Here is a 25,125-nt window from a genome sequence, read left to right as displayed (position 1 = left end):
GGACAGGGGTTTATGCGCCTGCCAGCCGGACGGCTCAACGCCAATACCCTAGTGATCTTCAGGCTTTGGCTAGGCGTGTGTCAAAGCTGACCCGGTCTAGCGCAGCATCCATTTTCAGGAGCGCATCATGGAGGTCAACGCCGATCTCTTCAAACAGCTCTCCGTAAACAGTTTGGGCCTTTTCGATTACGGTGCTGACATCCGCAGCAACTCGCATACCCTTGCCAGAGAGAGAGAGCGGTTTGCGGCGGCCATCGCTGGGATCGTGGCTCCGCTCCACAAGGCCCTTGCCGATCAATATGCGGGTGGTTTTGATCGCTGCGACATGGCTGACATTAAGCGCGCTGGCGATCTCGGTCACGCTAGCCGGCCCATGTTTGAGAGCCATGACCGTGGACATTGTGTTGACCGGAATTTCGATGCCCATGGCATTTGAAAAGCGCGCTCCCTCGCTCGAAAGGCGATCAGTGAGCTGAATCGCCAGAAAGGCGAAAAAGGCCGGTGCATAAGCCTGTACAGGGGGCTCAATGCGGGCATTTTCAGATTTTTTGTCCTGGATCATTGTGCCTCTCCTTCGGCCATGCTAATTATACGTAACTGGTTACATAAAGTGGAGCTGTTTGCAATGATGAAGTCTCGTTTCCGATCAATCGCCTTGATCGTGATGGCATCGATGTTTTTTGGCGAGGCGGCGCTGGCACAGATTGACGCGCATCACTTGCAGACGGATGTCGAAGCATGGCGCCACTGGATGGGATCTACGCATCCGGACCTTTCTCACTCTGCAGATGCACAGCTACTCGATGCCGCCTTTGAATCGCTGGAACAGGGCTTTCAGGGCGAATATGACAGTCGCACAGCCTGGTATGCACTGGCCACCATCAATCCGCTCCTTAACGACGCACATAGCGGAATTCGATTGCCCGACACCGCATACGAAGCCGCGATTGAGCGGGGTGCTGCCGCTTTTACGCTTCCCGTTCGCGTAACCGATGGGCGGCTCTTTGTAGCCGGGAATATTCAACCCTCGAGCCCACTCAATCCTGACGAGGAAATTCTTGCAGTCAATGGTCAGCCTGCCGCTACTCTGGTCACCGAATTGGAGCCCAGGATGCGTGGGGAAAGCAGCGGGCTGCGTGAGCGCGTTTTGTCATTGAGGTTTCCGATAGCTCTTTGGGCTTTGCAGGGTGATCGGCAGTTTCATAACGTGACAGTTGAACGTGATGATGGTCCCGAGACGATTGGGCTTGATCCAACTCGCGACATCGCAGTGTCCGATAGTGGCGTCTATGCACTCGACATTCGGGGGCCCGTAGCTGTCATGCGCGTCGACAGTTTTGAGGCACCGCGAGAAGAAGAATTTGCCACTTTTCTATCGGACGCATTTGCCCGGATCGATGCTGGAAATATCGACCGACTGATTGTCGACCTGCGGGGCAATGGCGGCGGCGCCCGTCAGCTTTCCGATCGCCTGATGGCATATATCACCACTGCTCGTTACACACCTATATCTGCTGTTAAAGCGCGTATTGTTGCAGAAAACCAAGCGCTTATTCCCGGATCGCAGATTGGGCAAGTCATCGATATGCCCTTCGCCCAGTGGGCTGAACCGCCGGTCGAGTTGGATCATCGATTTGAGGGTACGACGGTCATTCTGATCGGGCCGACGAGCTATTCGCAAACCATCGCCTTTGCGGTGACGGTACAGGATTTCGAAATCGCTGAAATCGCGGGCACGCCCACAGAGGGGCCTGCCAATCAGACCGGCCAGGTGCAGCGTTTCACGCTCCCTGAAACCGGTCTTGTGGTTCAGGCGCCGCTTTACATTTTCACGCGACCGTCGGGCGAAGCCGGCCGAGCCCCGCTGGTTCCTGATCGCCTCATTCCCGGACAAGGACAAGAACAGTTGGCTGCACTGATTGCCGCACTGGATGAGTGAATCCCACTAAAGGCCGACTGGTGCGATCTCTTCGAGAACAGGACCGCCAGAGCGCCGCGTCTCCGCTTCTATCCGCCGCGCAGCTTTCGGATCGCGCCGAAGCTTATGGCCAGTCCGACCGCCAGGCAGATCGACCCGAGCAGCGCGAGCATGGGGAGGCCGCCCAGCGAGGTTTCCAGATTCTGGCCGGTGACCGCCCGGTTCAGGATCGCCACGCCGAGGAAGTGCAGCAGGCCCAGTGCAACGCCGCCAAGGCTGCGCACTATGGCGCGCAGGACCGGACGGCGGCGGCGCCTTGGCCCGGTGCGGCCCTGCAGGGCGTCGACGAGGAAATCGACATCCTGGCTGAAGGAATGGTGGCGCAGGAAAAGGGCGTTGCGCTCCAATAGCGGCTGGACATCCTCGGGCAGCATCTCTCTGTCCGGCATCGGAGCGTCGTCGAGGATCAGCGGGATGACCCGCATGTCACTGGCCAGCGCGCTGGCGACTTCCATACGGACAAAATCGCCGGATCGGTTGATCCGGGGTTCGCCGTCATCCACCGGGCCAACCCAGCGATCGCCCATCAGTACAAGGCAGACATCGGCCTGACCGAGGGACGCCTCCAGCCGTTCCGGGAAGGATTCCCCGGCCGCAATATCGTCAATGTCGAGAAAGGCCGATTTGATATGCGGCACATCGCCCAATGCATCGGCAAGCCGCCCGGCGCTGTGCTTGCTGTCCTCCCGCCGATAGCTGATGAAAATGCGCATCTAGCGGAAGCCGCGGCGCACGGCTCTGGCAAGGCCGGTCCGGGTGAGATGATCCTGCGGCGATACGCGCCCGGGCTCCAGCATCCGCACCGGGCTGTCGCCGCCGTCCCAGCGGAATTCGTAGATCAGCGCATCGACATTATAGTCATCGGTAAAGGGAACCCGGCGATAAACGGATGAGAGCCGGTTCGCGCCGCCGCGCAGCCGCCGTAACGCCTCGTCATCGTCGAGCAGCCTGTTGCGGGTTGCGAAGGGCCGCACGGAGACGACCACCACGATATAGCGATAATAGCCGGGCGGCGCGTTGACGAAGAGGCTGTAGAGAATGTTGGTCAGCGAATCCCGGGTCCGCTGGCCGGGCAGCTCATAGCGTGCCGACCCGCGCAGCCGATTGCCGGCGCTGTCCATCTGCTCGATCCGGGTAACGATCGCGAAGCCGCCGGGCACCGCATAATAGCTGTGCTCCAGATAGCCGGCGCTCTCGAATGCGGCCTGCAACCGGCTGCCGGCCGTGCTGAGCGTCATCCCGTCGCGCGAGCCGATATAGCGATCGAGGCTGAACTGCCAGGTCGGCGATTCCGGCGGCCATACCGGATAGACCGGAATACCCGCGCGAGCCGGGGCAGGGGCCGAGGGCGAAGCGATCACCGGAGCAGGCGCAGGGGGCGGGGGAGCCGGGGCGGGCACAGGAGGAGGCGGTGGAGGCGGTGGAGGCGGCGGTGGAGGGGGAGGGGGCGCGTTTTCCGATTCCGAGTTGCCCGACCAATCGTCATTCCGGATGGCAAAGCTGCGGATGATCACCTGCTCTTCCACGCTGAAGCTACCGGGGCCCGTGAAGTTGCGCGTGCCATTGGCGGAAAGAACCGTGACCGTGTCACCCTGCTGCAGGGCGATCCTGCTCTCCCCGTCCAGCTCCATACCGCGGGGATAGCGAGCGGCCGAAGGCCCGGCGGAACGGATGACGACACTGGTATCGGCGGGGTCCGGCGCTGTCCCGATGGTCAGGTTGGTCAGTTCCCGTTCCGCACTGCGCATCGCTTCGTCATCGGCTTCCAGGATGCCGGACAGGCCGAATATCGCGCGGCGGTATAGCGGCACGGCATCGGCCCGGCGCCAGCTGTCGCGATAGAAACGCGCCAGTTCCAGCATGGCCATCAGCGTCGAAGGGTCGTCAGCGCCAAGGCTGGTTTCGCGCAGCTCGAGGATATGGAGGTAAAGCGCTTCCGCCTCGTCGGGATCTTCATTGCTCAGCATCCGCGCCTGCTCGATCAAAGGCGCGACGGTTTCGCTTGGGGCCGGGTCCTGAAAAGCCTGGACGGGCAAGGCGATAAGGGCTGCCGCCCCGAGCGCCAAAGTCGCCCGCCGAAAAACTGCTGACTGTCCGTAACTGGCCATCTCGCCCATCCCCCTTGTGTCGCGCCGGAGCGTCCTACCAGACGGTCGCAATGTCAATTTTTGCCGTGTGGCTTTTCCGGTTCCGCATTCTCCGGCATAGCCGCTGCAATGCCGCAACTTGCCGCCCTGTTTGCGCTGACAGCGTTGCTCTACGCCATGGTCGGCTTTGGCGGCGGATCGACCTATAATGCGCTGCTTGTGCTGAACGGCACCGATTACCGGATCCTCCCGGCGATCGCGCTGATCTGCAATATCATCGTCGTTACGGGCGGGAGCTGGCGATTCTGGCAGGCCGGGCATCTCCAGCTTGCGCGGATACTGCCCTGGATAGTGCTGTCCGTGCCGGCGGCATGGCTTGGCGGACGGATGGTGATTTCGGAAGTCGTATTTATTGGTGTGCTCGGCATCTCCCTCCTGATCGCCGGATTGCAGCTTGTTCTCGAGCGCAGGCAGGTGGCGGAAGAAGGCGCAGTGCGCCATGTTTCCCGTCCGGTCAGCTATGCGGTGGGCGGGGGGATCGGTTTTCTTTCCGGCATGGTCGGGATCGGCGGCGGAATATTCCTTGCGCCGGTGCTTTACCTGCTGCGCTGGGGCGGACCGCGCGAAATAGCCGGAACGGCGAGCATCTTCATCCTCGTCAACTCGCTGGCCGGGCTGGCCGGTCAGTTGATGAAGCTGGAGGCCGAGCATGGCGTGGCAAGCGCGACTGACCTGCTGCGCGATTACTGGCTGCTCTTTCCCGCGGTGCTGATCGCCGGGCAGATCGGATCGCGGCTGGGCAGTGCGCATATTCCGCCGCTGCTGGTCAAAAGGCTGACGGCGGCGCTGATCCTCTATGTCGCGCTGCGGTTGCTGTGGCGCTGGTATGGGCTCATAACATAGGCGGGGAGCGTGTCGTACATAGTCGGTGCGCTGATGAAGGGGAAATCATGTATTATCTGACGCGCCTTGCGCGCTTCGCACTAGCTGGAATCGCGGCGTTCGGCTTGGCCTTTGGGCAGATCTCTCCCGGGTATGCACAACCGGCTAACGCGCAGGTGAATGCACAGGGCGTCAATGGCTGGAACGTGATCCGCGCGACCTTCGATGGCGGCGTATTCCAGCAGACATCGCCGGGCCAATGGACGGAATTCGGCAATGGTGGCCAGAATTTTTACTTCGAGGAACGCAATCGCGATGACTGGTCTGTCTATCTGCATGACGTGTCCCGCGACATCTCGATACAGATCGATATTTTCCGGGACTGGATCAGCTTTGCGCAGGGCAACGGACAGCGCACGGACCTATACCGGATCACCAGTTCCGCCGCAGGGTCCAATATCGGTCCGGCGAACGGCAACCCGCTGGCGGCACAAGGAATCAACGGGTTTAATGTAATCCGCGCCAATTATGATGGCGGCCTGTTTCAGTTGATGGGCGGCGATGAATGGATCGAAGTGACGGACGATGCCCGTACGTTCCGGTTTCGCGAAACAAACCGCGATGACTGGTCGGTCTATATGTTCGATGCCTCGCGCAATGTTCGCCTGCAGATCGATATCCATCGCCAGATGATTACGCTGGCCGATGGCGGCGGCCCGCGCCGCGATTTGTATGAGATCGCCTCAGCCCGGGCCCGCTGAGGAAGGCGGATTATTCGGCAGGGAGAGACCAGAATGAGCCAGTTTCAATTCGTCATGGTGCTGCTGTCGATCATTATCGGCCTCGGGGTAACCGATCTGTTGTCGAATATTTCACGGCAGATAAAGCTCCGGGCAACTGTGACATTCTCCTGGCTGCAATCGAGCCTTGTCCTCTTCGTGTTTGTTGCGCTGCTGCAGCAATGGTGGGAAAGCTGGGGTCTGCAAACGGTCGATCATTGGAATTTTGGCACGATGCTCTTGATGTTGGCGGGGCCGGTGGGTCTCTATGTCGCCTCGCACTTGTTGTTTCCGCAGAGGATAGAGGACAGTGATCTCGAGGGGTATTATTTTGACAATGCCAAGGCCTTTTGGCTGCTCGGAGCCTCCGTCGTTATTGTATCCACGCTGTTTCGTCCGATCGGATTTGGAATGGCGCTCATCGACCCAGACAATGCCGCATCGGTTTTTTTGCTTCTCGCCTGTCTAACCCTGGCGTTCGTCAGGAATCGTCTGTTTCACAAGATTGTCTTTCCGATCGTCTTTCTGGCGATGCTTCTCGATCTGTTCGTGTTCAACCCGAATATCTAGCGCGATAGGGAAACTCGTATGCCCATGCCCCAAATCCGAGTTGCTACCGAAGGCGATCGGGCGACGGTGATCGATACATTGACGCTCGGTTTTGCCAGCGACCCGTTCATCCGCTGGCTGCTGCCTGTGTCCTCGGCCTATCTCGCCATTGCCCCGCAGATGACGGAGGCGTTTGGCGGCGGAGCGATTGACGCCGGATCGGCTTATATCGCCGGGGAAGGAAAGGCGGCGGCGCTGTGGATTCCACCTGGCCTGGAACATGATGACAATGAGATCGGCAAGATCCTGAGCGCCAATGTACGGCCGGAAATCAAGGACGCTGCGAAAACCATGTTCGCGGACATGGATGCCTATCACTCCCGCTATGCGCCCTGCTGGTTTCTTTCCATGATCGCCGCCGACCCGGCCTGGCTGGGGCAGGGACTGGGCGGGGCATTGATGAAACATGCCCTGCGGCGGGTCGATGAGGATGGGCTTCCCGCCTATCTGGAATCGTCCAACCCCCGCAATATCTCGCTCTATTTGCGGCACGGATTCGAGATACTGGGCGAAATCCGGCACGGTTCCTCGCCCGTGGTTACGCCGATGCTGCGCCCTGCGCGGCGCTGACAGGCAGAAGCCCCGGGCGGCGGGTTACTATTTCGCGACGCCGGTCATGGTCATGGCGGCGGCAACCGCCTCCGCACTGCCATCGAGCAGGAAGCGGGAGATATAATATTCGCCGTCGGTCAGCCCGTTGGCGAAGCTGACGATGCTGTCCTGCTCGAACATCCCCACCATCGCCTCGCTATATTCGGTCGCCCAGATCGGATCGTCATCATTTTCGATACATACGAATTCCGGTGCGAAGACGTCGTTGCCGGTATTGACGAGCATCGGCACCGTCATGCCATCGTCGCATGTGGTTTCGAACTGGATCACGACGAGGCAATCGTCCGAGCATAACACTCCGAAACTGGAGCCGGTGTCGTTGGTCGTGCTGGCCAGCGCGATATTGTTCTGGTTGGTGCTTTCCACCGTCCAGGCGCCATATTCCCCGACCTGCGCCGAAGCTGCCGATGCCAGCGTTACCGAAGCCGCCACCAGCGCTGTGCGCATCATGATGCCAAATGTCATGTCATTGCCCCTTGTTCCCCTGAAGAAGTGCATTCTGCACCGAATGGGCCGCAAGGGCAATTTACCGGAGATGGTGGAAGCGGCGTGGAGGCACCCGATCGGGCATGCCGGGAAAAATGGTGAACGCACCAGGGCTCGAACCTGGGACCCGCTGATTAAGAGTCAGCTGCTCTACCAACTGAGCTATGCGTCCACTGTCTCTCGAAAGAGGCGGCGCGGTTAGCATGGTGAGTTGTGCGACGCAACAAAATTTGGGTTTGCGTTCGGGCGATCAGCGCCGCATCCGGTTTTCGCGATCTATCGACATCAATATGCCGATGCAGATCAGCACGGTGAGCATGGCCGACCCGCCATAGGATACCAGTGGCAGCGGGATGCCGACCACCGGCGCAAGACCCATCACCATCATCAGGTTGATCGCGAAATAGAAGAAGATGGTCGTCGAAAGCCCCGCGGCGGTAAGCTTCGAAAAAGTGCTCTGTGCGTTCTGGCCAACGCGGATGCCCCAGCGGATCAGCAGGGCGAAACCGAGAATCAGCAGCAGACCGCCAAGCAGGCCGAACTCTTCGGCCATGGTCGCGAACACGAAATCGGTATGGCCTTCGGGAAGATAGGAGAGGTGGCTCTGGGTGCCGTTGAGGAAGCCCTTGCCGAACAGGCCGCCCGATCCGATCGCGATCTTGGACTGGGTGATGTGATAGCCGGTACCGAGCGGATCATTCTCCGGGTTCAGGAAGGTCAGCACGCGGTTGCGCTGATAGCCTTCGAGCAGGAACATGAAGGCGAGGGGAACCAGGGCCGCCATTGCCACGGCCCCGCCGATGAAAAGCCGCAAGGGCAGGCCGGCGAGGAACATGATGGCGACCCCGGCCGCGACAAGCACCACCGTCGTTCCCAGATCCGGCTGGATCACGACCAGCGCCGCCGGCAGGCCGATCAGCAACAGGGCGGGCCAGATCGCCACCAGCCGCCGCAATTCGCCGGACGGCAATGTATCGTAGAATTTGGCCAGCGCGAGAATAAGCACCGGTTTCATGATTTCGGACGGTTGGATCGTCATGAAGCCGAGATTGAGCCAGCGCTGGCTGCCGCCGCCGACTTGCCCGATGATTTCGACGCCGAGCAGAGCGAGCAGGGTCAACGCATAAACCGGATAGGCGAAGAATTTCCAATGCTCTTCGCGAAAGCGCGACAGCATGATGGCCATGGCGAAGAAGACCATGAAGCGGACGGCCTGAGAGGCCGCCCAGGGCTGGAGCTGGCCGCCGGCCGCGGAATAGAGAATCGCCAGTCCGAACCCGGAAATGGCGAGAACCAGCAGGATCAACCGCCACGGCAGCTGGGCTATCTGTTCGGGAACCAGCGAGTCCTGGCGCGCGCCGTTCATTCGCCTGTCTCCGGGTCGCGCGATGCGCGATCGGCCAGCGGGTCGCGCAGCGTGCCGGCTTCGGCGGCGGCCTGCCGCGCGCGGTATTCGGCTTCTTGCCGCGCCATGCGCGTCGCGATATCGCCGCCCCAGCCCGCTTCGTAGCGTTCGAGCGCCTCCATCGCCCGGTCCTGGTCGTAGAGATAGGTGAGCACATCCCGGGCGACCGGATAGGCCGATCCGGATCCGCCGCCATGCTCGATCACAACGGCGGCCGCATAGCGCGGATTGTCGGTCGGGGCGTAGCATACGAACAGGCCATGATCGCGCAATTCCCAGGGCAGGCTGGCATTGGAGCGCACGCCGCCCGCGCGTTCGGCCATGGTGATCCGGCGAACCTGCGCCGTGCCCGTCTTCCCGGCCAGCTGGACGCCCTCGATCGGCAGGCGCGCACGGCCTGCCGTGCCCGCTCCGTTGACGACATCGCTCATGCCCTGGCGGACGATATCGAAATGCTCGGCGCTGAAATTGAGCGGCGCGGCCCGGGGACCGGCATTGTCGGCGATGAGATGGGGCGTAAGGTTGCGGCCCGACCCGATCCGTGCCGCCATGATGGCGAGTTGCAGAGGGTTGGTCAGCATGTAGCCCTGGCCGATCGTGGCGTTCACCGTGTCGTATGTCTGCCACGCTTCGCCAAAACGCCGCTGTTTCCATGCAGGATCGGGCACGGTGCCGAAATACTGATAGGGTACGGGCAGGCCGGGGAAGCGTTGTCCCAGACCGAGGGTGCGGGCGGTTTGCGCTATCGGATCCATGCCGATCCGCACGCCCATCTGGTAGAAATAGATGTCGCAGCTCTGGGCGACCGCGCGGTTCATGTTGACCGCGCCATGGCCTCCACGCCGCCAGCAGTGGAAATTGCCGCCGGCAATGCGCGTCCGTCCGGAACAGGTCACCGTTTCCTCGGGATCGATGCCCTGGCCGAGCAGCGCCAGCGCGTTCATTGGCTTTACCGTCGAGCCGGGCGGGTAGAGACCCTGCAGCGTCTTGTTGCGCAGCGGTACATGATCGTCTTCGGAAAGCATGTTCCATTCAAGATGGCTGATACCGTCGGAAAAGCTGTTGGGGTCGTATGCGGGCATGGAGGTCATGCAGAGGGTGCCGCCGGTCAGTGTGTCGATAACGACGACCGATCCCGATTCCGTGCCCAGCCTGCGTGCCGCATATTCCTGCAGCCCCGCATCGACCGTCAGCCGGAGCACGTCGCCGCTCACATCGGGCCGGGTTTCCAGCTCGCGAACAAGTTCGCCGCGCGCGGTAACCTCGGCGCGCCGGGCACCGGGTTCGCCGCGCAGGCTATCCTCCATCGTCTGTTCGAGCATGTCCTTGCCGATCTTGAATCCTGGCACCATCAGGATCGGATCGCGGGTCTCTTCATAATCCTCGCGGCTCGGCGCACCGACATAGCCAACCAGATGGGCGACCGCCGGCCCGGCGGGGTAGTAGCGGGAATAGCCCTGAAGCGGCGCGACGCCCGGCAGGTCGGGAAGGCGTACATTGACGGCGGCAAACTGCTCCCATTCCAGTCCATCGGCGACCTGCACCGGCTGATATCCGGCGGCGTCCTCCAGATCGGCGAGGATCCTGGCGACCTCTTCGTCCGGTAGATCCAGCAGTTCCACCAGCGATGCAATCACGCGGCCCGGATTTTGCAGCCTGTCCGGAATCAGGTCGACGCGAAAGTCCGAACGGTTCATCGCGATGGGTTGGCCGCCGCGGTCGACGATCCAGCCGCGGCGCGGGGGAATGAGGCTCAGCTGTACGCGATTGCTCTCGGACAGCAGTTGCCAGCGCTCATTCTCCGCAATCGATATCCATGCCATGCGCGCGCCGAGCAACCCGGCCACGCCAAGTTGCGCGCCGCCCAGCAGCATCGATCGGCGCGAATACATGGTCTTGCGCATATTGTCGTTGATCGAAAGCGATCGTCTGCGCCTCACAGGGTAAGCCTCCGCCGGTCGAGGCGCGCGCACAGACGCAGGCAAAGCGGAAACAGGAGGATGGCGGCGGCAATCTGGGGCAGCAGCGGGGCAAAAACCCATCCTCCACCGGTAAGCACAGTCAACACCATGTCGGCCATGATATAGAAAGTGAGCGCTGCTGTCGCGGCCAGCCAGTCAATCCAGTAATCCCGCCACATTGCCCGGTTTACCGCATAGTCGAGCGTCAGCAGGATGATCGTCCATAACAGCATGCCGCTGCCGATCGGGCTGCCGGTGATCAGGTCGTCGAACAGGCCGAAGGGAAGGCCCGCCCAGATCGGCCAGATTTCGGGGCGCAGGAAACGCCAGGCTAGAAAGATCATCAGCGCGATCGGCGGGAGAAGAGGGGCCTGGGCGATCAGCGGCATCAGGCACAGAAGCGATCCCGCGATCACGCTCGCAGAGGGGATCAGGCTGAGCTGCGCGCGGACCAGCGCCAGGTTTTCGTCCGCCGCATGCAACCGGCTCATGGGGTTTCCGACAATCCCGGTGCGGGTTCGCTATCGTCCGGCGCGACATCTTCCGGGGATTCGGTTTCTTCCACTGGCGGCTCATAGGCGGGCTGGACGATGGCGAAGTCCAGCGCTGCCGGATTGGCGAGCGGGGTCGCCAGCGCGGTATCCCCGAACACCTGTATGATGACGGCGACCGGAACATTGGGCGGATAGATGCCGCCGGTGCCGCTGGTGACGAGGACATCGCCTTCTTCGAAGGAATTGCGCCCGGCTTCGAGCGAGCGCACTTCGACGCTGCCGTCGCCGCGCCCGGTGGTGAAGGCAGGTGTGCCGTCCCGCGTCAGGCGCACCGGCACGATGTTGGACCGGTCGGTAAGGAGCAGGACGCGCGAGGCGGTGCGCCCACTGTCAATAATGCGGCCGACAAGGCCGTCTGCGGCGCGGACGGGCTGGCCGGACATGACGCCCTGGTTGCGACCCGCGAACAGCGTGGCCGTGCGGCGGGTGCTGGTGAGGCTGGAATTGACGAGCCGAGCTGTGGCCAGCGTTTCTGTCTCGCCCTCGATAAGGTTGACCAGTTCGCGCAGCCGGCGGTTTTCCAGATCGGTCGCCCGGGCTTCGATAAGCCGGCGGCGCGCGATATCGAGCTCGGCGCGCAGATCGGCATTCTGCCGCCCTGCATTCCACCAGTTGGCGATATAGTCGTCGATCCGCCCGCCGCTTTGCACGGCGCCGCGTCCGGTAGAGGATATTGGCGCCGTAATGTCACTCATGCCCCCGCGAATGGAGGAGAAGCCCTGCGGATCGAAAATCGCGATGATGACGAGACCGGCGCCGACCAGTGCCCCCGTGATCGCGACCACATATCCGGCGAACAGGCCGAAACGCGCGCGGCGGGAAAATCCGGGGCGCTTCGATCCTTCTGAGGCCATTTGGCCTTCTCCCTTGGCTTATATGGCCGGATTATCCGGTGCTGAGCACGCCGCGGAACACTTCTTCTTCGAGCGCCCGGCCCGTGCCAAGCGCTACGCAGGTCAACGGATCCTCGGCCACCGTTACAGGCAGGCCGGTCTCGCGGCGGAGCACTTCGTCAATGCCTTCGAGCAGGGCGCCGCCGCCGGTCAGGACGATTCCCTGGTCGACGATGTCGGCGGCAAGCTCCGGCGCGGTGTTCTCGAGCGCGATCCGCACGCCCTCGACAATGGTCCCGACGGGTTCGGAAAGCGCTTCGGCGAGCTGGCCCTGGTTGATCGAAATTTCCTTGGGCACGCCGTTGACGAGATCGCGGCCCTTTATGTGGATCGTCTGGCCCTTGCCGTCCGCCGGCATCAGCGCCACGCCAACTTCCTTCTTGATCCGTTCCGCCGTGGCCTCGCCGATCAGCAGGTTATGGTTGCGGCGGACATAGGAGCTGATCGCCTCGTCCATCTTGTCGCCGCCCGTGCGAACCGAGGTCGTATAGGCAAGGCCGCGCAGCGAAAGCACCGCGACTTCGGTCGTGCCGCCGCCGATATCGACAACCATCGAGCCGATCGGTTCGGTCACCGGCATATCGGCACCGATAGCAGCCGCCATCGGTTCTTCGATCAGGAACACCTGGCTGGCCCCGGCATTGGAGGCTGCGTCGCGGATGGCGCGCCGTTCAACCTTGGTCGAGCCGGAAGGGACGCAGATCACGATTTCCGGCCAGCGCGGGAAACGGCGGGGGCCGTGAACCTTCTGGATGAAATGCTTGATCATCTGCTCGGCGACATCGATGTCGGCGATAACGCCGTCTCGAAGCGGGCGGATGGCCTCGATCGCATCGGGCGTCTTGCCCATCATCACCTTGGCGTCTTCGCCGACTGCTTTAACGCGCTGGATACCATTGAGCGTTTCGATGGCGACCACCGAAGGCTCGTTGAGCACGACGCCGCGGCCGCGAACATAGACGACGGTGTTGGCTGTACCCAGATCGATAGCCATGTCGTGGGACATGATCTTGAAAAAACGTTGGAACCACATGGTTGGAATAGTCTCGTACAGGGGGTTGTGAAGCTTCGGGAATCAGCGCTTAATAGGCCTTGACACTCACATAGCGGTTATCCGCGCATTTGCACTAACATTTTGTGCGAATCGCTGTGGATCAACCGCTCGTGCGGTTGCGGGACATGCGGTAAAGGATTTATATGCCAATTCGCCGCCTGCCCGAACATCTCGTCAACCGTATCGCTGCCGGCGAGGTCGTCGAACGCCCGGCAAGCGCGCTGAAGGAACTGGTGGAAAATGCCGTGGATGCGGGGGCTACACGGATCACCGTGCGGCTTTCGTCCGGCGGTATCGACCGGGTCGAAGTGATCGATGACGGGTGCGGGATGAGTGCCGAAGAGATGGCGCTGGCACTGGAGCGCCATGCCACATCCAAGCTGCCGGACGACGATATCGAAGGCGTCGAAACGCTCGGTTTTCGCGGCGAAGCGCTGCCCTCCATCGCCAGCGTTTCACGGCTGACGCTGGAAAGCCGGGTCAGGGGTGCGGAAGGCTGGTCGCGGATTGTCGACAATGGCGATCTGGAGGAAGAAGGTCCGGCGGCGCTGCCGCCCGGCACGCGCGTGCTGGTGGAAAATCTGTTCGCCAAGGTACCCGCACGCCGCAAGTTCCTGCGCACGCCGCGTTCCGAATATGCGGCCGCGGCGGACACCATCCGGCGGTTGGCCATGGCGCGGTCCGATATCGGCTTTACGCTGGAGCATGACGGGCGGCGCAACATAGCGGTGCAGCCAGGCGAGACGCGCCCGGAACGGGTGGCCGCGCTGACCGATCGGCAACTGATCGAAAACAGCGTGGCGGTCGACTATGATCGCGGCACGGCAAAGCTGGAAGGTGTGGCGAGCCTGCCGACCTTCAATCGGGGCGTCGCCGATCATCAATACCTCTTCGTCAATGGCCGTCCGGTGAAAGACCGGCTGCTGATCGGGGCCGTGCGCGGCGCCTATCAGGACCTGCTGGCGCGGGACCGGCACCCCGTGCTCGCACTGTTCCTCACCGTTCCGGCAGGCGAGGTGGATGTGAATGTGCATCCCGCGAAAACCGAAGTGCGGTTCCGTGAACCGGCCAATATTCGCGGGCTGATTGTCGGCGGCCTGCGCCATGCGCTCGACGAGGCCGGGTTTCGCAGCGTGCAAAGACCCTCCGCCGCGGCGCTGGGCAACTGGCAGGCAGAACCGGTCGAGGGCGGAGTGGGTCAGTCATCCACAGCTTATCCACAGGGTTATTCATCCGAACACCCACAGCCACATCAACAGGGCCATCCACAGGGTTTTCAACAGCGCGCCGCCTTTTTCACCCCGCCGCCGGGTTCGGATCAGGCCAGTGTCTGGGATGGCGCCCCCGAATATCAGCCAGCGCCCGAAGGCAAGGCGGAAGCAGCCGAAGCGCCGGTTCCCGATGCGGCAACGCATCCGCTGGGCATTGCGCGCGGGCAGGTGTCAGAAACCTATATCGTGGCCGAGGCCGAGGACGGGCTGGTAATCGTGGATCAACATGCCGCGCATGAACGGCTGGTGCTGGAACGCATGAATCGGGCAGTGGCCGAAGGCGGTGTGGCGTCACAGGGCCTGCTCGTGCCCGAGGTTGTAGATCTCGATGAAAGCGCCTGTGATGCGCTGGAAGAGCGGATCGGCGAACTGGCCGAGCTGGGGCTGGAGCTGGAACGTTTCGGCCCCAAGGCGATGCTGGTCCGCGCCACCCCCGCGATGCTCGGTGCGGGCGACACCAAAGGGCTGGTTCGGGATCTCGCCGACGAAATCGCCGCCTATGACCAGCATCTTTCCCTGAAAGAAAAGCTCGATCATGTCGCCGCCACCATGGCCTGTCATGGGTCCGTGCGTGCGGGCAGGGTGCTCGCCGTCGCCGAAATGAACGCCCTGCTGCGTGAAATGGAAGTGACCCCACATAGCGGGCAATGCAATCACGGTCGCCCGACCTGGGTGAAGCTCGGCCATGGCGATATCGAAAAACTGTTCGGGCGGAAATGATGGGCAAGGTCCTGGCAGTCGCCAGAAAACCCTCGCACGGCATCGCGAAACCCAAAGCCGATGCGATCCGCCTCATCGCCGGTCATGGCGTGGAGGGCGATGCGCATTGTGGCGTGACGGTGCAGCATCGCTCGCGCGTTGCGCAGAACCCGGATCAGCCCAACTTGCGGCAGGTGCATCTGATTCAGGCCGAGCTGTTCGACGAGCTGGCCGGGCGGGGCTTCTCAGTCGTACCAGGCGATATGGGCGAGAATATCACGACGCGGGGCGTGGATTTGCTCGCCCTGCCCGAGGGCGCGGAGCTTGCGCTGGGCGCGGCTGCACGGGTGCGGGTCACGGGCCTGCGCAATCCGTGCAAGCAGCTCGAAGGCCATGCGCCGGGGCTGATGGATGCGGTGCTGGACAGGGCTGCGGACGGCACGCTCGTTCGCAGGGCCGGGATCATGGCGATCGTGCTGAGGGACGGCGAAGTGCGGCCAGGCGACGAGATCGTCGTGCATCTGCCGGAGGGCGAGCGGCGCGCGTTGCAGCCGGTGTAATCCTGCCGGCTTCGCGGGAAGCGGATCAGGGGGCGCCGATCGAGCCGAGCAGCGCTTCCAGTTTTCCCGCCAGCGCGCCGGCATCGCCCGCCACTTCGACCTGCTTGATCCGCGCGGTTTCGCCGGACGCTATCGTCACCGATGATTTCGAGACTCCCAGCGTATCGGAGAACCAGCGCAGGATGGCCGTGTTGGCCGCGCCATCGACGGGCGGCGCTTTCACGCGCAGGCGCAGCACGGGGCGGCCATGGGCATCGGATTCGATTCCCGTCGCTTCGGTCCGGTTGGCGCGCGGCGTCGCCTTGACGGCAACCAGCAGGCCCCGGCCGCCTGCGCGCCAGGGCCGCCCGGTCACCCGGCTTCGGCGGCCGCGCTCAGCACGGCGCGCACGCTTGCCGTCGCCACGTCGCGGCTGACGCCGACCCCGAACACCGTGGCGCCGCTTGCGTCGGTGCATTCGAGATAGGCGGCGGCCTGGGCGTCCGAACCGTGGCCGATGGCGTGTTCGTTATAGTTCACCACGTCGAGCTGGATGCCCCATTCGTCGCGCAGCGCGGCAAGTACGCTAGAGATCAGCCCGTTGCCGCGCCCGGATACAGAGCGCTCCTCGCCCTTATGGACGATGGTGCCGGTGAAGATGCGGTCGGCGCCGACGCGCGTTTCCTCATAATCCACGAGTTCGAAACGCTGCTCGCCGGTCAGGCCATAGCGTTTCTGGAAAGCGTGCCAGATGTCGTCGGCATCGAGTTCGCGGCTGGTTTCGTCGGCCAGTTCCTGCACGACCAGGCTGAAATGCGCCTGCAGGCGCTTGGGCAGTTTCAGGCCCTGATCCTGTTCCAGCACCCAGGCGACGCCGCCCTTTCCGGACTGCGAGTTTACCCGGATTACAGCCTCGTAGGACGTGCCGATATCGTTGGGGTCGAGCGGGAGATAAGGCACCTCCCACAGCTCGTCATTGCGCACATCCTGCGCGGCGAATCCCTTCTTGATCGCGTCCTGGTGCGATCCGGAAAAGGCGGTGAAGACCAGCTCGCCGGCATAGGGGTGACGCGGATGGACGGGCAGGTCGTTGCAATATTCCACCGTCGACTTGATCTGTTCGATATCGGAAAAATCGAGGCCGGGATGCACACCCTGGGTGTACATGTTGAGGCCCAGCGTCACGAGATCGACATTGCCGGTGCGCTCGCCATTGCCGAACAGGCAGCCCTCGACCCGGTCGGCGCCCGCGAGCAGGCCCAGTTCGCTCGCCGCTACGCCGGTCCCGCGATCATTATGGGTGTGGAGCGATATGACGACACTGTCGCGACAGGAAATATGCCGGCAGAAATATTCGATCTGGTCGGCATAGATGTTGGGCGTTGCCGCCTCCACCGTCGCCGGAAGGTTGAGGATCAGCGGCTTTTCCGGAGTCGGCCCGACGATGGCGATCACCGCTTCGCAGGTTGCAATGCTGAGATCGATCTCGGCGGTGCTGAAGGTTTCCGGCGAATATTCGAATTGCCAGTCGGTTTCCGGATATTTGGCGGCCTGTTCCATCAGCATGTCGGCGCCCTGTTTGGCGATATCGATCACGCCGGCCTCGTCCATCTGGAACACGATCTTGCGCCAGGCGGGGGAGATGGCGTTGTAGAGATGGACGATCGCGCGCGGCGCTCCAGCCATGCTGGCGAAGGTCGTTTCGATCAGGTCGCGGCGGGCCTGTGTGAGGGCCTGGATCACCACGTCATCGGGAATTTTGCCGCCATCGACGAGACCGCGGATGAAATCGAAATCGGTGGCGCCGGAGGCCGGAAAGCCGACCTCGATCTCTTTCACCCCGATCTTGACGAGCAGATCGAAAAAGCGGCGCTTCTTCTCGCCGTCCATCGGATCGATCAGCGCCTGGTTGCCGTCGCGCAGATCGGTGGACAGCCAGCGCGGCGGGGCGGTGATGGTTTTAGACGGCCATTGCCGGTCCGGCAGGTCGATCTGCGGAAAGGGCCGGTATTTTACAGAAGGATCGTTGAGCATGGGCATGAGACTAGCCTGTTTCTTCTTCGGTTTTCAGGATTTTGTGAAGGAGCCCTTAGGCCGTGTGTGCTGCATGCAGCACCAAAGGCACGCCTAAGGGCGTGTAAGTCGAAGAATTAGCAGGGCGCGATGCGCTGTCATGGCCTCACTATTGGCGGCAATTGGTTAACAAGTCCAGACCCTGTATCCGACACTCCGGGCAGACCCCGGAGTGTCGGTGAAGGCGCTAGTTTTTCTCTTTGTCGACCAGCTGGTTGGCGCCGATCCAGGGCATCATCGCGCGCAGCTCTGCGCCCGTTTTCTCGATCGGATGGGCGGCGGCCTGTTTGCGGGCGGCCTTGAGTTCGGGCTGCCCGGCGCGGTTGTCGAGGACGAAATTCTTGACGAAACGGCCGCCCTGGATGTCTTCGAGAACGCGCTTCATCTCGGCCTTGGTTTCATCGGTGATGATCCGCGGGCCGGTGGTGATGTCTCCATATTCCGCCGTGTTCGAGATCGAATAGCGCATATTGGCGATGCCGCCCTCATACATCAGGTCGACGATCAGCTTCACCTCGTGCAGACATTCGAAATAGGCCATTTCCGGTGCATAACCGGCCTCGGTCAGCGTTTCGAAGCCGGCCTGGATCAGATGGCTGAGGCCGCCGCAAAGCACGGCCTGCTCGCCGAACAGGTCGGTTTCGCATTCCTCGCGGAAATTGGTTTCGATGATGCCGGAGCGGCCGCCGCCGACACCGCTCGCATAGGCAAGGCCGACATCATGGGCGTTGCCGCTCGAATCCTGATGCACGGCGATAAGGCAGGGGACGCCGCCGCCGCGCACATATTCGCTGCGCACCGTATGGCCCGGGCCCTTTGGCGCGATCATGATGACGTCGAGATCGGCGCGGGGTTCGATTAGGCCGAAATGCACGTTGAGCCCGTGGGCAAAGGCAAGGGCGGCACCCTCTTTCAGATTGTCGTGCAGGTCTTCGGCATAGATGGCGGCCTGATGCTCATCGGGCGCGAGCATCATCACGATATCGGCCCACGCTGCGGCTTCGGCATTGGTCATGACCTTGAAACCGGCGCCTTCCGCCTTGGCGCGGGTGGAGGAGCCTTCGCGCAGCGCGATGGCAACCTCGCTCACGCCGCTGTCGCGCAAATTCTGCGCATGGGCGTGGCCCTGGCTGCCATAGCCGATGATGGCGATCTTCTTGCCGGTGATCAGGCCGAGATCGGCATCTGCATCATAAAAGACGCGCATAGTCTAAACTCCCTGTTTTTGATTGGGACGACGGAGATAATCGGTGATCCGCGTCCAATAATGAGAAACGACATAGATGGAGACGGGCAGGGCAAGCGCGATGCCGCGATACCAGTCCCATCCCCAGATATTGACGGCGCCGATCACTGCCAGAATGGGCAGCAGCGGCCAGAGCCTGAGGATGATGACCCAGCTCATGGCGAACAGGGCCAGCACCCAGTGCATTTCGTTCTCGAGCGCAAGAAACACCGCCGAACCAAAGATCAGAAAGTAGATGAAGGCGAGGATAATCGCCGAAATGCTGATGATTTCGCGCATGGAAGCCGTGCCTAACTCGCGTCCTTGCCGCGGCCAATGGCGACCACGCCGGTGCGCGCCACCTCGACCAGGCCGACCTCGCGCATCAGCTCGATGAAGCTGTCCACCTTGTCGCTGTTGCCGGTAACTTCGAAAACGAAGCTCTGGGTCGTCGAATCGACAACCCTTGCGCGGAAAACATCGGCAAGGCGCAGTGCCTCGATCCGGTTGTCCCCGGCTCCGGCCACCTTGACCAGCGCCAGATCCCGTTCGACATGCGGCCCGATCTCGGTCAGGTCGACAACCTTGTAAACGGGCGGCATCCGCTCGGTCTGCGCGATGATCTGTTCGATCACATGGGGCGAGCCCTTGGTCACGATCGTGATCCGGCTGATCGTTTCGTCTTCGCTGACGCCGGTCACCGTCAGGCTTTCGATATTATAGCCGCGCGCCGTGAACATGCCCGCGATCCGAGCGAGGATGCCCGGCTCATTGTCGACCAGGATGGAAAGCGTGTGGCGCTCGGCGGCTTCGGTATGTATTTTCATCAGACCAGCGCCTTTGCTTCGTCTTCCATAACACCCGAAACGGTATCGGACTGGAGGATCATTTCGGTATGCGCGGCGCCCGACGGGATCATCGGGAAGCAATTGGCCATTTTGGCAACACAGCAATCGACGAATACCGGGCCGTCATGAGCCAGCATTTCGGCGATGCCGGATTCAAGATCGGCCTCAGCCTCGATGCGGATGCCTTTCCAGCCATAGGCTTCCGCCAGCTTTACAAAATCTGGAAGAGAATCGCTGTAACTTTCTGAATAACGGCCAGAATAGGTCAGTTCCTGCCATTGACGGACCATGCCCATATATTCGTTGTTCAGGACGAAAACCTTCACCGGCAGGCGATACTGGCTGGCAGTGCCCAGTTCCTGAACGCACATCTGGATCGAAGCTTCACCGGCGATATCGATAACCAGCGCGTTCGGATTGCCAATCTGCGCGCCTATAGCTGCGGGCAGGCCATAGCCCATCGTGCCAAGGCCGCCGGATGTCAGCCATTTGTTCGGCTTCTCGAACCCGAAATGCTGGGCGGCCCACATCTGGTGCTGGCCGACCTCCGTCGTAATGATCGGGTTATGCTTGTGGGTGGCTTTCCACAGCGCCTGAATGGCGGCCTGCGGCATGATTTCGTCTTTGGCTTGCGGAAAGGCCAGGCATTTGGTCGCGCGCCAGCCATCGATGCGCGCCCACCAGTCCTGCAGGTCGGCCTTTTTATGTTGGCGCGCTTTCCAGATTTTGGCGATATCCTCCATCGCGCGCCCGGCATCGGCGTTGATGCCGAGGTCGACGGGGACGATCTTGTTGATCGAACTACGGTCGATATCGATATGGATTTTCTTGGAATCCGGCGAAAAAGCGTCGAGCCGGCCGGTGACACGGTCATCGAAGCGGGCGCCGATCGCAATGACCAGATCCGCCTTGTTCATCGCCATATTGGCTTCAAACGTGCCATGCATGCCAAGCATGCCCAGCCACTGATCGGACGAGGCGGGCAGGGCGCCCAGACCCATCAGGGTAGAGGTAACCGGCGCACCGGTGATCCGGGCGAGTTCGCGCAGCATCTGGCTGGCACCCGGCCCGGCATTGATGATGCCGCCGCCGGTGTAGAATACCGGGCGCTTGGCGGCCGCGATCATCTCGACTGCGGTTTCGATCCGCGCGGGATCGGGTTTGTCGCGCGGCACATAGGCCTTGTGCGCGATCGGCCCCGATTTGCGATAGATGCCGGTCGCGACCTGCACATCCTTGGGAATATCGACGACAACCGGCCCGGGGCGGCCCGTCGTGGCGATGAAAAAGGCCTCCTGGACGATATTGCCCAGCTTGTCGGGATCCTTGACCAGATAATTATGCTTTGTGCAGTGCCGCGTAATGCCGACCGTGTCTGCTTCCTGGAAGGCATCTGTGCCGATCAGGGTGGAGGGGACCTGGCCCGTGATGACGACCATCGGAATGGAGTCCATCAGCGCATCGGCGATACCGGTGACTGCATTGGTCGCGCCCGGGCCAGAGGTGACGAGGACAACGCCGGGCTTGCCGGTCGCGCGGGCATAGCCCTCGGCCGCATGGGCCGCGCCCTGCTCGTGGCGGCACAGGACGTGGCGAATGCGCTTCTGCTCGAACAGCGCGTCATAGATTGGCAGAACCGCGCCGCCCGGATAGCCGAAAATGACTTCCACGCCGCAATCCAGCAGCGCTTCGACCAATATATCCGCTCCAGCTTTTTCGGCTGCCATGTTCTTCGTCCACTGTCTGATTTTGCACTGCAATAGCAGCGTCGAAACCGGGCTGCTAGACAGGCAATAATTGTCTGTCAACCACTATTAGAGTAATTTAGTTACAATATAGCTATCGATATCGTCATAATCTGATTCTGATATGCGCGGCCAGTTCCCGGGAGGCTGGTTGGCGAACCAGGTGTACTGGCGCTTTGCGTAGCGGCGCGTAGCCTGGGCGGCGGCTGCGACGGCTGCGTCCCGGTCCATTTCGCCATGGAGGAAAGCCGCGATTTCCGGGACTCCGATGGCGCGCATGATCGGCAATGCAGGGTCCAGCCGCCGATGGAGCAACGCTTCCACCTCTTCCACGGCTCCACTTTCGAACATGGCAGCAAAGCGCCGGTCGCAGCGTTCGTACAACCAGTCGCGATCGGGCAGCAGGATCAGCGGTGCAAGGGCGATATCGCCAGCAATGCCGCCGCTTTTCTCCCGTTGCCATGCGTCGACAGGCCGCCCGGTGGAGCGAACCACTTCGAGCGCGCGGGCGATTCGGCTTGAATCGGCCCGGTTGAGGCGCGCTGCGGATGCCGGATCCTCATTTTCGAGTGCGGCATAGGCATCGGCAACGGGCAGGGCGCGTATCGCCGCGCGAATATCGGCGTCGATTTCGGGAATTGGAGCAAGGCCCTCAAGCAGGGTCCGGTGATACAATCCCGTCCCGCCGACAAGGATTGCCGGCTTGCCACCTTGATGTGCCGCAGCAATTTCCGCCTTGGCATCGTCGGCCCAGCGCACGGCCGAACAGGCCTCGCTGCCGTCGATATAGCCGAACAGGCGGTGGGGGAACGCCGCTTCCTCGGCCTTGTCTGGGCGTGCCGTCACAGTCCTGAGGTCGCGATAGACCTGGGCGCTGTCGGCGTTGACGATAACGCCGCCGACCCGATCCGCAACCGCCATCGCAAGAGACGACTTGCCGCTGGCGGTTGGCCCGGCAATAAGCGCGACCCTGGCGCCGGCGAACTTCTCGGTGGCGTTCTGGTTGGAGTTTCCGCACATGTTCATAGCAACGCTCATAGCAGCAGATCGGCTTTCCGCAGGCGATATTTCGCAGGCGAGCGATTTGCTTGCCGAGGCCGGCGCGGAAATCCTGGGCACGGACTGGATCGAACCGGAAACGGCCGCCGATATCCGCTTTGTCGGCGACTTGCCCGGCGCCCGCGCCGCACTCGCGGCTTGGGAAGGGCGCGTGGATACCATTGTGCAGGAAGCGGCCGGGCGCGCCAAAAAACTGTTCATCGCCGATATGGATTCGACGATGATCACCGTCGAATGTCTTGACGAGCTGGCCGATTATGCCGGGTTCAAACCGCAGGTTTCGGCGATCACCGAACGGGCGATGCGCGGCGAACTGGATTTCGTGGCGGCGCTCGACGAGCGCGTGGCGCTGCTTGAAGGCATGGATGCGGAGATCGTTACGCGCTGCCATGCCGAACGCGTGGCCCTCTCCCCGGGCGCGGTGGCGCTCGTCAGGACAATGAAGGCGCATGGCGCCCACACGGTCCTGATATCGGGCGGCTTCACCCTGTTTGCCGAGCGCGTGGCGGCCGAAATCGGCTTCGACAGGGCCATTGCCAACCAGCTCGAAATATCGGCGGGCAGCCTGACGGGCCGCGTGCTCCGGCCGATCGTTGACAGCGTAAAAAAATGCCAGGTCCTGCAAGAGGAAACCGAAAGGCTGGGTTTGGCGCGCGAAGATACGCTGGCGATCGGCGATGGCGCGAACGATCTGGCGATGGTCGAACAGGCCGGTCTCGGCATTGCCTATCACGGCAAACCCAAATTGCGCGATGCTGCGGATGGGCGGATCGACCATGGGAATTTGTCGGTGTTGCTCTATGCGCAGGGCTATGCGCGAAACGACTGGGTCGAAGGCTAACCGCCCAAGCTCTAATTGGCCTGTGTCATGTCTGCGGCGACGGCGCTGAGCGCAAAAGCCACCGAATCCTCGTCACCGGCGAAACTCAGCTCGATTCCGGCTTCCGAAATGGCATGGACCTCGGCGATGATTTCACCGGCTGCGGGATGAACCAGCCTGATCTTTGCACCGCATTCCGGGTTTGTGTTGCTGCGGATGGTGGCGCCGCGGCCCGAAACGCGCTCAAGGGCAGCCGGAGCGGGGCCATCGGCATGGATAACGCACATGCGCCGCCTGCGCCATGGCGTTGCCATTGATCCGCCCTGCATTCTGTACTGTCGCGACATCCACACTTCCCCTGTTCAGGAAGCGAGTAACGCCGATCCACGAAAATTCGGTTAAGCTGCCCTATCGGCGACGGACGGTAATGCACTCCGATCCGGCGCGAACGGCGGCGGCACAAGCCTGTCGGGCCTGAGCCCGGGTCTGGAAAGGCCCGGCTTGCAGCCGCGTATAGGGCCCTGCGCGCACCAGAAAGGGCTGCAGGTCGGCGAGCGACGAACTTCGCGCGACGACCCGGCGCCAAAGCGCTTCTGCCCTTGGGCGCTCGCGGAAGGAACCAAGCTGGATCCGCCAGTCACCGGTTCGCACAGCCGGGGGAGGCGTGGGCGACGCTGCCGGAGGAGCCGGCGTGGCGGCCGCGGGTGGTCGGTATTCGGCGGGGGGCGCCGCAGGCGGTGGGACAGAGGCCGGCGGCTGAGCTGCGGGTGCGGGCACCGGAACCGGTGTGAAGGTCGGAGTAGGGGCAGGGGCCGGCACATTTGCAGGTGGCGGCGCGCTGGCAATCTCTGTCGTCTGGCTTTCCTGCTGCATCTGCGCGGCCATTGCCGTGCCTTCCTGGCGCTGCTCAAGCGGGATATAGCCGTCCATCTGTTCGAGGCTGGCGGAAGCCTGCAGCAACCCGGCGGCGCTGGCATTGGTCATCAGGGCATAAGCGCGGGGCCAGTCCCGCGGTGCGAGATCGCCGTTAAACAGGGCCGTACCGTAAATATATTGCGCGCGCGGCTCGCCGCGATTGGCGGCACGGATGATATAGGGCATCGCATCTTCGCGGTTGCCGTCCTGGAACAGGATCAGCCCGTAATTGGCTTCGGCCTGCAAATGGCCCTGCCGAGCGGCGCGACCAAACAGATCGCGCGCCCGCTCCATATCCTGCGGTACGCCGCGGCCGAGCTTATAGGCCTGGCCCAGATTGAACTGCGCATCGGGATCGCCGGCTTCGGACAGGGGCTGCCATTCGGCAATGGCGCGGGCATAATCGCCGCCGCGCCAGGCTTCGACGCCTTCTTGCACACCCGCATTAACCCCCACGGGCATCGCTATCAGCGCCAACGCGACGCCAATTGCCGCTCTGTGCCCCATCGCCATATGCAGTTCTCCATGTTTTTACGCGCTTTACTTACTGAGGATATTAGCAGGGTTAAAGCCGGATTAGCAAAGCTGAACCGTCCATTTCCGGGACATCAATCAAAATTTAACGTCGAGC

Annotated in this window: 26 protein-coding genes and 1 tRNA gene; 8 read left to right on the top strand and 19 right to left on the bottom strand. The window is 62.2% G+C overall.

Going from position 1 to position 25,125, the window contains the following annotated elements:
- Positions 1-58: 58 nt before the first annotated feature.
- A complete protein-coding gene (locus tag DFR46_RS04310) occupies positions 59-562 on the bottom strand; it encodes a MarR family transcriptional regulator (protein ID WP_116235330.1) in 504 nt (167 codons plus the stop codon).
- 63 nt (positions 563-625) lie between these two features.
- On the opposite strand from DFR46_RS04310, the gene DFR46_RS04305 reads away from it, so the two are divergent.
- Entirely contained in the window at positions 626-1,939 is a 1,314-nt protein-coding gene (locus DFR46_RS04305) for a S41 family peptidase (RefSeq protein ID WP_162843389.1), read from the top strand.
- A gap of 68 nt (positions 1,940-2,007) precedes the next feature.
- Here DFR46_RS04305 and DFR46_RS04300 read toward each other — a convergent pair whose 3' ends face one another.
- A complete protein-coding gene (locus DFR46_RS04300) occupies positions 2,008-2,691 on the bottom strand; it encodes a toll/interleukin-1 receptor domain-containing protein (protein WP_116235328.1) in 684 nt (227 codons plus the stop codon).
- Positions 2,692-4,086, bottom strand: coding sequence for a tetratricopeptide repeat protein (locus tag DFR46_RS04295; RefSeq protein ID WP_162843388.1), 1,395 nt, complete (start codon positions 4,084-4,086; stop codon positions 2,692-2,694).
- 108 nt (positions 4,087-4,194) lie between these two features.
- On the opposite strand from DFR46_RS04295, the gene DFR46_RS04290 reads away from it, so the two are divergent.
- Genes DFR46_RS04290 through DFR46_RS04275 form a run of 4 tightly spaced genes read left to right on the top strand, consistent with a single transcriptional unit; the run spans position 4,195 to position 6,905 of the window.
- A complete protein-coding gene (locus tag DFR46_RS04290) occupies positions 4,195-4,968 on the top strand; it encodes a sulfite exporter TauE/SafE family protein (protein ID WP_116235326.1) in 774 nt (257 codons plus the stop codon).
- Positions 4,969-5,015: 47 nt separating this feature from the next.
- Positions 5,016-5,708 carry a hypothetical protein gene (locus DFR46_RS04285; protein WP_116235325.1) on the top strand — a complete coding sequence of 231 codons (693 nt, stop codon included), beginning with the start codon at positions 5,016-5,018 and terminating at the stop codon, positions 5,706-5,708.
- A gap of 54 nt (positions 5,709-5,762) precedes the next feature.
- On the top strand, positions 5,763-6,296 hold the full coding sequence (locus DFR46_RS04280) for a hypothetical protein (protein WP_147297612.1): 534 nt from the start codon (positions 5,763-5,765) through the stop codon (positions 6,294-6,296).
- 24 nt (positions 6,297-6,320) lie between these two features.
- Positions 6,321-6,905, top strand: coding sequence for a GNAT family N-acetyltransferase (locus tag DFR46_RS04275; RefSeq protein ID WP_245953674.1), 585 nt, complete (start codon positions 6,321-6,323; stop codon positions 6,903-6,905).
- A gap of 27 nt (positions 6,906-6,932) precedes the next feature.
- Here DFR46_RS04275 and DFR46_RS04270 read toward each other — a convergent pair whose 3' ends face one another.
- The 7 genes from DFR46_RS04270 to DFR46_RS04240 form a co-directional block, all read right to left on the bottom strand.
- Positions 6,933-7,412: a hypothetical protein gene (locus DFR46_RS04270; RefSeq protein WP_116235322.1), complete on the bottom strand. Its 480-nt coding sequence runs from the start codon at positions 7,410-7,412 to the stop codon at positions 6,933-6,935.
- A 117-nt stretch (positions 7,413-7,529) separates the two neighbouring features.
- A tRNA-Lys gene (locus DFR46_RS04265) sits at positions 7,530-7,605 on the bottom strand.
- A gap of 78 nt (positions 7,606-7,683) precedes the next feature.
- Entirely contained in the window at positions 7,684-8,799 is a 1,116-nt protein-coding gene (gene rodA, locus DFR46_RS04260) for a rod shape-determining protein RodA (RefSeq protein ID WP_116235321.1), read from the bottom strand.
- The gene (mrdA, locus tag DFR46_RS04255) at positions 8,796-10,742 is read right to left on the bottom strand and encodes a penicillin-binding protein 2 (RefSeq protein ID WP_116237143.1); all 1,947 of its coding nucleotides are present in this window, start codon (positions 10,740-10,742) and stop codon (positions 8,796-8,798) included. The genes rodA and mrdA overlap by 4 nt, the downstream gene beginning before the upstream one ends.
- A 32-nt stretch (positions 10,743-10,774) precedes the next feature.
- A complete protein-coding gene (locus tag DFR46_RS04250; protein ID WP_116235320.1) occupies positions 10,775-11,290 on the bottom strand; it encodes a rod shape-determining protein MreD in 516 nt (171 codons plus the stop codon).
- Positions 11,287-12,207, bottom strand: coding sequence for a rod shape-determining protein MreC (gene mreC, locus DFR46_RS04245; RefSeq protein WP_116235319.1), 921 nt, complete (start codon positions 12,205-12,207; stop codon positions 11,287-11,289). Before mreC ends, DFR46_RS04250 begins: the two co-directional genes overlap by 4 nt.
- Before the next feature lie 31 nt (positions 12,208-12,238).
- Positions 12,239-13,279, bottom strand: coding sequence for a rod shape-determining protein (locus DFR46_RS04240; protein WP_116235318.1), 1,041 nt, complete (start codon positions 13,277-13,279; stop codon positions 12,239-12,241).
- A gap of 164 nt (positions 13,280-13,443) precedes the next feature.
- On the opposite strand from DFR46_RS04240, the gene mutL reads away from it, so the two are divergent.
- Both mutL and DFR46_RS04230 read left to right on the top strand, forming a co-directional pair.
- Entirely contained in the window at positions 13,444-15,291 is a 1,848-nt protein-coding gene (gene mutL / locus DFR46_RS04235; protein ID WP_116235317.1) for a DNA mismatch repair endonuclease MutL, read from the top strand.
- Complete coding sequence (locus DFR46_RS04230) at positions 15,288-15,830, top strand: MOSC domain-containing protein (RefSeq protein WP_245953671.1); 543 nt, start codon at positions 15,288-15,290, stop codon at positions 15,828-15,830. Before mutL ends, DFR46_RS04230 begins: the two co-directional genes overlap by 4 nt.
- A 25-nt stretch (positions 15,831-15,855) precedes the next feature.
- Here DFR46_RS04230 and DFR46_RS04225 read toward each other — a convergent pair whose 3' ends face one another.
- From DFR46_RS04225 to miaA, 7 genes are all read right to left on the bottom strand, one after another.
- Positions 15,856-16,185, bottom strand: a complete 330-nt coding sequence (locus DFR46_RS04225; RefSeq protein WP_245953670.1) for a DUF167 domain-containing protein — start codon at positions 16,183-16,185, stop codon at positions 15,856-15,858.
- Positions 16,182-17,843: a 2-isopropylmalate synthase gene (leuA, locus tag DFR46_RS04220; protein WP_116237142.1), complete on the bottom strand. Its 1,662-nt coding sequence runs from the start codon at positions 17,841-17,843 to the stop codon at positions 16,182-16,184. Before leuA ends, DFR46_RS04225 begins: the two co-directional genes overlap by 4 nt.
- Before the next feature lie 226 nt (positions 17,844-18,069).
- Entirely contained in the window at positions 18,070-19,089 is a 1,020-nt protein-coding gene (ilvC, locus tag DFR46_RS04215; RefSeq protein WP_116235314.1) for a ketol-acid reductoisomerase, read from the bottom strand.
- Positions 19,090-19,092: 3 nt separating this feature from the next.
- Positions 19,093-19,407, bottom strand: a complete 315-nt coding sequence (locus tag DFR46_RS04210) for a hypothetical protein (protein WP_116235313.1) — start codon at positions 19,405-19,407, stop codon at positions 19,093-19,095.
- A gap of 11 nt (positions 19,408-19,418) precedes the next feature.
- Positions 19,419-19,934: an acetolactate synthase small subunit gene (gene ilvN / locus DFR46_RS04205; RefSeq protein ID WP_116235312.1), complete on the bottom strand. Its 516-nt coding sequence runs from the start codon at positions 19,932-19,934 to the stop codon at positions 19,419-19,421.
- Positions 19,934-21,682 (bottom strand): biosynthetic-type acetolactate synthase large subunit, encoded by a 1,749-nt coding sequence (ilvB, locus tag DFR46_RS04200; protein ID WP_116235311.1) that lies wholly within the window; start codon positions 21,680-21,682, stop codon positions 19,934-19,936. Before ilvB ends, ilvN begins: the two co-directional genes overlap by 1 nt.
- An 87-nt stretch (positions 21,683-21,769) precedes the next feature.
- Entirely contained in the window at positions 21,770-22,720 is a 951-nt protein-coding gene (miaA, locus tag DFR46_RS04195) for a tRNA (adenosine(37)-N6)-dimethylallyltransferase MiaA (RefSeq protein ID WP_116235310.1), read from the bottom strand.
- Here miaA and serB point away from each other — a divergent pair.
- Positions 22,719-23,600: a phosphoserine phosphatase SerB gene (gene serB, locus DFR46_RS04190; protein WP_116235309.1), complete on the top strand. Its 882-nt coding sequence runs from the start codon at positions 22,719-22,721 to the stop codon at positions 23,598-23,600. The genes miaA and serB overlap by 2 nt on opposite strands.
- A gap of 11 nt (positions 23,601-23,611) precedes the next feature.
- Here serB and DFR46_RS04185 read toward each other — a convergent pair whose 3' ends face one another.
- On the bottom strand, positions 23,612-23,893 hold the full coding sequence (locus tag DFR46_RS04185) for a hypothetical protein (protein WP_211306370.1): 282 nt from the start codon (positions 23,891-23,893) through the stop codon (positions 23,612-23,614).
- A 94-nt stretch (positions 23,894-23,987) separates the two neighbouring features.
- On the bottom strand, positions 23,988-25,007 hold the full coding sequence (locus DFR46_RS04180; protein WP_116235307.1) for an SPOR domain-containing protein: 1,020 nt from the start codon (positions 25,005-25,007) through the stop codon (positions 23,988-23,990).
- Between the last annotated feature and the right edge of the window lie 118 nt (positions 25,008-25,125).

The organism is Parasphingopyxis lamellibrachiae, assembly GCF_003385775.1.
Classification (GTDB): Bacteria; Pseudomonadota; Alphaproteobacteria; order Sphingomonadales; family Sphingomonadaceae; genus Parasphingopyxis; species Parasphingopyxis lamellibrachiae.
This window is presented reverse-complemented; position numbering and strand designations above follow the sequence as displayed.